Below are 5,692 nucleotides of genomic sequence, written 5' to 3'. Positions count from 1 at the left end.
CGCGCGCTGCCGCCGAGCGGTCGGGGCGGCGCGGACGCGCGCAGGTCGATAGATTCGGATTCATCGCGTCGCCGTTCGGCCTCCACCGAATCGTGGCGCAGCACCCGGGCCTGGGAGCCCAGCTATCCGATGAGACATGCGAGAGAACGGGGAAATTCGAGGTGACAGGGGAGCGACCGCTCTCGGTGATCGTGGCGGGCGGTGGCACCGCGGGACATATCGAGCCCGCGCTGGCCGTGGCGGACGCGCTGCGGCGAATCGACCCGAATATCCGGGTGACCGCACTCGGCACCCAGCGCGGACTCGAAACGAAACTCGTGCCCGAACGCGGCTATCCGCTGGAACTCGTGCCGCCGGTGCCACTGCCGCGTAAGCCCACCATGGATCTGCTGCGGCTGCCGGGGCGTGTCCGCGCCTCCGTGTCACGGACACGCCAGATCATCGACGCCGTCGAGGCCGATGTGATCTTCGGGGTGGGCGGCTATGTCGCGCTACCCGCCTATCTGGCGGCCGGTCCCGGTCCGCTGCGGCGGCGGCGCAGGGTACCGGTGGTCCTCCACGAGGCCAATGCCAAGGCCGGTATCGCCAACAAAATCGGCGCCCGCGTCGCGGCGCGCGTGCTGGCGGCCGTGCCGAATTCGGGCGTGGCGGCGCGCGGCCGGGCCGACGCCGAGGTGGTCGGCATTCCGGTGCGCGGATCCATCTCCGGACTCGACCGCGCGGGCCTGCGGGCCGCCGCGCGCAGCGAATTCGGCCTGCCCGCCGAGGGGCCGGTACTGCTGGTCTTCGGCGGCTCCCAGGGCGCGCGGACGCTCAACGAAGCGGTCTCGGCGGCCGCGCCGCAGCTCATCGCCGCCGGCATCTCGGTACTGCACGCGCACGGGCCGAAGAACAGCCTCACCCTCGACGACGCCGCCGGGGACAATGCGAAATACGTTGCCGTGCCGTACCTGTCGCGGATGGATCTGGCCTACGCCGCCGCCGACGCGGTGGTGTGCCGCTCGGGCGCCATGACCGTCGCCGAGGTGTCGGCCGTCGGTCTGCCCGCCTTCTACGTGCCCCTGCCGCACGGAAACGGGGAGCAGGAACTCAATGCCCGCCCGGTGGTGGCCGCCGGCGGTGGCAGAATCGTGGCGGACGCGGAGCTGACTCCGAAATACGTGATCGACGAGGTGATACCGCTGCTCATGGATTCCGATCGGCTGACGGCAATGGGGCGCGCCGCGGCGAACGCCGGACATCGCGACGCCGCCGACGTCATCGCGCGTATCGTGCTGGAGGTGGCGGGCCGATGACGGAGGAGACGGCGGCACCGGTCGAACAGCGCACCGACCTGCCCGCGAATCTGCACCGGGTGCACATGATCGGCATCGGCGGCGCGGGCATGTCCGGCATCGCGCGCATCCTGCTCTCCCGCGGCGGACTCGTCTCCGGCTCGGACGCCAAGGAGAGCCGCGGCGTACTGGCGCTGCGGGCGCGCGGCGCGCAGGTGCGCATCGGTCACGACGCCAGCGCCCTGGACCTGCTACCCGGCGGCCCCAGCGCCGTCGTCACCACCTACGCCGCCATCCCCAAGACCAATCCGGAACTGGTGGAGGCGAATCGCCGCGGCATCCCGGTGCTGCTGCGCCCCGCCGTGCTCGCCTCGCTCATGCAGGGGCACCGCTCGCTGCTGGTCTCCGGTACGCACGGCAAGACCTCCACCACCTCCATGCTGGTGGTGGCCTTGCAGCACTGCGGATTCGATCCGTCCTTCGCGGTCGGCGGCGAACTCAACGAATCCGGCACCAACGCCCACCACGGCACCGGCGGCAGCTTCGTGGCCGAGGCCGACGAGAGCGACGCCTCGCTGCTGCAATACGCGCCCGACGTCGCGGTCGTCACCAATATCGAATCCGACCACCTGGACTACTTCGGCTCCGACGAAGCCTACGTGCAGGTCTTCGACGACTTCGTGGACCGCCTGGTACCCGGCGGGAAACTCGTGGTGTGCCTGGACGATCCGGGCTCGCTGGGACTGGCCGAACGCACCGTGGCCAGGCTCGCCGACGACGACCGCGGCATCCAGGTGCTCGGCTACGGCTCGGCCGGAGTGGCGACCGGGGTGCCCGTCGCCGCGCGCCTGCACTCCTGGGAGCCGCGCGATGTGGGCGGTGTGGCGCAGTTCCAGCTCGCCGACGAACCCGCGCCGCGCACGCTCCGGCTCTCGGTACCCGGCCGCCACATGGCGCTCAACGCGCTCGGCGCGCTGCTGGCCGCCCGCGCCGCCGGGGCCGACGTTGGCGAGATCATCCAGGGGCTGGAGGGTTTCGGCGGCGTGCACCGACGCTTCCAGCTCACCGGGCGGGAGAACGGCGTGCGCGTCTTCGACGACTACGCCCACCACCCCACCGAGGTGCGCGCCGTGCTCGGCGCGGCGGCGGAGCTGGTGGCGCAGGAGGCCGCCGACGGGGCGCGGTCGCGGCCCGGGCGAGTGATCGTGGTCTTCCAGCCGCACCTGTACAGCCGCACCGCCACCTTCGCTACCGAATTCGGGGCCGCCCTCGACCTCGCCGACGAAGTGGTGGTGCTCGATGTGTACGGCGCGCGGGAGGAGCCGCTGCCGGGCGTGAACGGGGCACTGGTGGCGCAGGCCGTCACCAAACCCGTGCACTACCAGCCGGATATGTCGCGGGTGGGCCGCCAGGTGGCCGGACTCGCGCGCCCCGGCGATGTGGTGATCACCATGGGCGCGGGCGATGTCACCATGCTCGGCGGCCAGATTCTCGACGGGCTGCGCGCCCGGCCCGCGCACGGGCGGTGATCCGGCATGCGCCGCGGGGGAGTGGACGCCGAAACGGCCGATCCGGTCGATGATCCCGTCGACCCGGACGAGACCGGCCGGCCCGACGACGCGGCCCGCTGGGCCCGGCTCCGGCGCGGTCGCCGGGAGCCCTGGTGGATCCGGGTCCGGGAGTCGCGGCGGGCGCGCATCGGCGTGGCCGCCGGGGTCGTGGTCACGCTGGCGCTCGGCCTGGTCGCCTATTTCTCGCCGCTGCTGGCGGTGCGCACGGTGCGCGTCGACGGCCTGTCGGTGGTGACCGAGGCACAGGTCCTCGACGCCCTCGACATGCCGGCGGGGCGGTCCATGCTCCGCATCGACACCACCGAGCTGGCGCAGCGGGTGGCGCGGCTGCCCAAGGTGCACTCGGTGCGGGTGCAGCGGGTGTTCCCGTCCTCGGTGCGGCTGACGGTGGTCGAACGCACACCGGTGCTCTACTTCGAGGCACCCGACGGCGCCCATCTGATCGATTCCGAGAGCGTGGAATTCGCCATCGAACCGGCCCCGATCGGAGTACCGAAATTGGTCACCGAAACTCCCGGCGGCAACGATCCCGCCACCCGTGCGGCCGTCACCGTGATCAATGCGGTCCCGGTATCACTGCGGCTCGAGGTGGGAGCGATTGTGGCGAGATCGGTTTCGGACATTCAGCTCGAGCTACGCGACGGACGGCGCGTGCTGTGGGGTGGAGCAGGCGATTCCGAGCGCAAGGCGGCGGTGGTGATACCGCTGCTGACACGTGACGGCGAGGTGTTCGACATTTCGAGTCCGAATCTCGTCACGGTAAAGTGAACGATACCCTTTGGGACACCGAAATTTTCGGTGGTCATCCGGAGCGCTTCCGGCTGCCATCCCGGCACCGGAGAGCAACCGTCCACGATACGATGCGAGGCGGGTCGGACGAGTGGGATCACGCAAGATTCTGAATCTCGTTTCGGCGCGCCTGCGCGCGTAACGCGGTGGCTGCGAATAGCGTTCCGCAACAGTCGGATACTTGACATAACGCTAAACCTATGGTTGAGGCTTTATCAGACCGAGACCTTTCGGTACTGGCTTACGGCGAGCATCCGAAGACACCAAGCTTGTTGGATCGAAGGAAGGCGAGAGTCCATGACGCCCCCGCACAACTACCTTGCAGTGATCAAGGTCGTCGGTATCGGCGGCGGCGGCGTGAACGCCGTCAATCGAATGATCGAACAGGGACTCAAGGGAGTCGAGTTCATCGCGGTCAACACCGACGCGCAAGCGCTGTTGATGTCGGACGCGGACGTCAAGCTCGATGTCGGCCGGGAACTCACCCGCGGCCTCGGCGCGGGCGCGGACCCCGAGGTGGGCCGCAAGGCCGCCGAGGACCACAAGGACGAGATCGAGGAGGTCCTCAAGGGGGCCGACATGGTCTTCGTGACCGCCGGTGAGGGCGGCGGCACCGGCACCGGCGGCGCGCCGGTGGTGGCGAGCATCGCCCGCAAGCTGGGCGCGCTCACCATCGGTGTGGTCACGCGGCCGTTCTCCTTCGAGGGCAAGCGCCGCTCCAACCAGGCCGAGGCGGGCATCCAGGCGCTGCGCGAATCCTGCGACACCCTCATCGTCATCCCCAACGACCGGCTGCTGCAGCTGGGCGATGCGGCGGTCTCGCTCATGGACGCCTTCCGCTCGGCCGACGAGGTGCTGCTCAACGGTGTGCAGGGCATCACCGACCTGATCACCACCCCCGGTCTGATCAATGTCGACTTCGCCGACGTCAAGAGCGTCATGTCCGGGGCGGGCAGTGCGCTCATGGGCATCGGCTCGGCGCGGGGTGAGGGGCGTTCGGTGAAAGCGGCCGAGGCCGCCATCAACTCACCGCTGCTGGAGGCGTCCATGGACGGCGCGCACGGGGTGCTGCTGTCCATCGCCGGTGGTTCGGATCTGGGCCTGTTCGAGATCAACGAGGCCGCCTCGCTGGTGCAGGAGGCCGCGCACATCGAGGCCAACATCATCTTCGGCACGGTCATCGACGACTCCCTCGGCGACGAGGTACGGGTCACGGTCATCGCCGCGGGCTTCGACGGCACCGGCCCCGCCCGGCGCATCGAATCCACCATCACCCGGACCGCCACCTCCACCATCGGCTCCGCCCGGGCGGGCGATGTGGCCCCGTCCACCTCCCGCACCTCCGACTACGGTTCGGCCCGCACCCCCGACCCGGTGCGCCCCGACCCCACCCCGGCCCCGGAACAACCGGTCTCCCGCGGCCCGGCCCCCTCCTACGGCTCGCCCCGCCCCTCCTCGATCGACCCGACGGTGGCGCACAACCCCCGCTCCCACATCCAGCCGTCCGACGACGACACCGACGACGACGTGGACGTCCCCTCGTTCATGCGCCGCTGACCCACCACCGCTGACGCACCACCGCTGACGCACCACCGCTGACGCACCACCGCTGACGCACCACCGCTGACGCACCACCGCTGACGCACCGGTGCCCGCACAGGGGCCGGTGCGTCGGTGCGTTCGGGGGCGTGGCGGCGGTGCACAACCCCCGCTCGCGTATCCAGCCGTCCGACGACGACGTGGGCGTCGCTGTGTTGCTGCGTCGTTGACCCAACCCACCACCGTCGACGCACCTACCTGTGCAGGGGGCCTGTGCGTCGGTGCGTTCGGGGGCGCGGTGATGTTCACGCGCGGTGTCGGTGCGTTCGGGTCGCGGCGAGCGGCCGTGGTGCGCGTCCGGAGTTCGGCAGCCGAACCTTGCACGGCGCTACTCACCCGACCCGGGTGACCACGCGGACTTCCGGATCGGTCGCCACGCCGAGCCGTCGACCCTCTCGTGGGCACCGCCTCCGCTGCCGCGGAGAGTTCGCAGATTGGTGTGTCGCAACCAGGGTCGGC

General features: G+C 70.5%; 4 protein-coding genes. All 4 read left to right on the top strand.

Translation table 11 applies throughout. From position 1 onward, the window contains the following. The first annotated feature begins 161 nt into the window (after positions 1 to 161). The 4 genes from murG (at position 162) to ftsZ (ending at position 5,191) form a co-directional block, all read left to right on the top strand. Positions 162 to 1,295, top strand: coding sequence for an undecaprenyldiphospho-muramoylpentapeptide beta-N-acetylglucosaminyltransferase (gene murG, locus QK444_RS31595; RefSeq protein ID WP_282785733.1), 1,134 nt, complete (start codon positions 162 to 164; stop codon positions 1,293 to 1,295). Further along, the gene (gene murC / locus QK444_RS31590; protein ID WP_051037090.1) at positions 1,292 to 2,803 is read left to right on the top strand and encodes a UDP-N-acetylmuramate--L-alanine ligase; all 1,512 of its coding nucleotides are present in this window, start codon (positions 1,292 to 1,294) and stop codon (positions 2,801 to 2,803) included. The genes murG and murC overlap by 4 nt, the downstream gene beginning before the upstream one ends. Positions 2,804 to 2,809: 6 nt before the next feature. Next, positions 2,810 to 3,613, top strand: a complete 804-nt coding sequence (locus QK444_RS31585; protein ID WP_282785732.1) for an FtsQ-type POTRA domain-containing protein — start codon at positions 2,810 to 2,812, stop codon at positions 3,611 to 3,613. A gap of 318 nt (positions 3,614 to 3,931) precedes the next feature. Then, positions 3,932 to 5,191 (top strand): cell division protein FtsZ, encoded by a 1,260-nt coding sequence (gene ftsZ, locus QK444_RS31580; RefSeq protein ID WP_282785731.1) that lies wholly within the window; start codon positions 3,932 to 3,934, stop codon positions 5,189 to 5,191. The last annotated feature ends 501 nt before the right edge of the window (positions 5,192 to 5,692 follow it).

It is taken from the genome of Nocardia sp. CC201C (genome assembly GCF_030010695.1).
Classification (GTDB): domain Bacteria; phylum Actinomycetota; class Actinomycetes; order Mycobacteriales; family Mycobacteriaceae; genus Nocardia; species Nocardia otitidiscaviarum.
The sequence above is the reverse complement of the archived record's forward strand: the minus strand, read 5'-3'. Positions and strand labels throughout refer to the sequence as shown.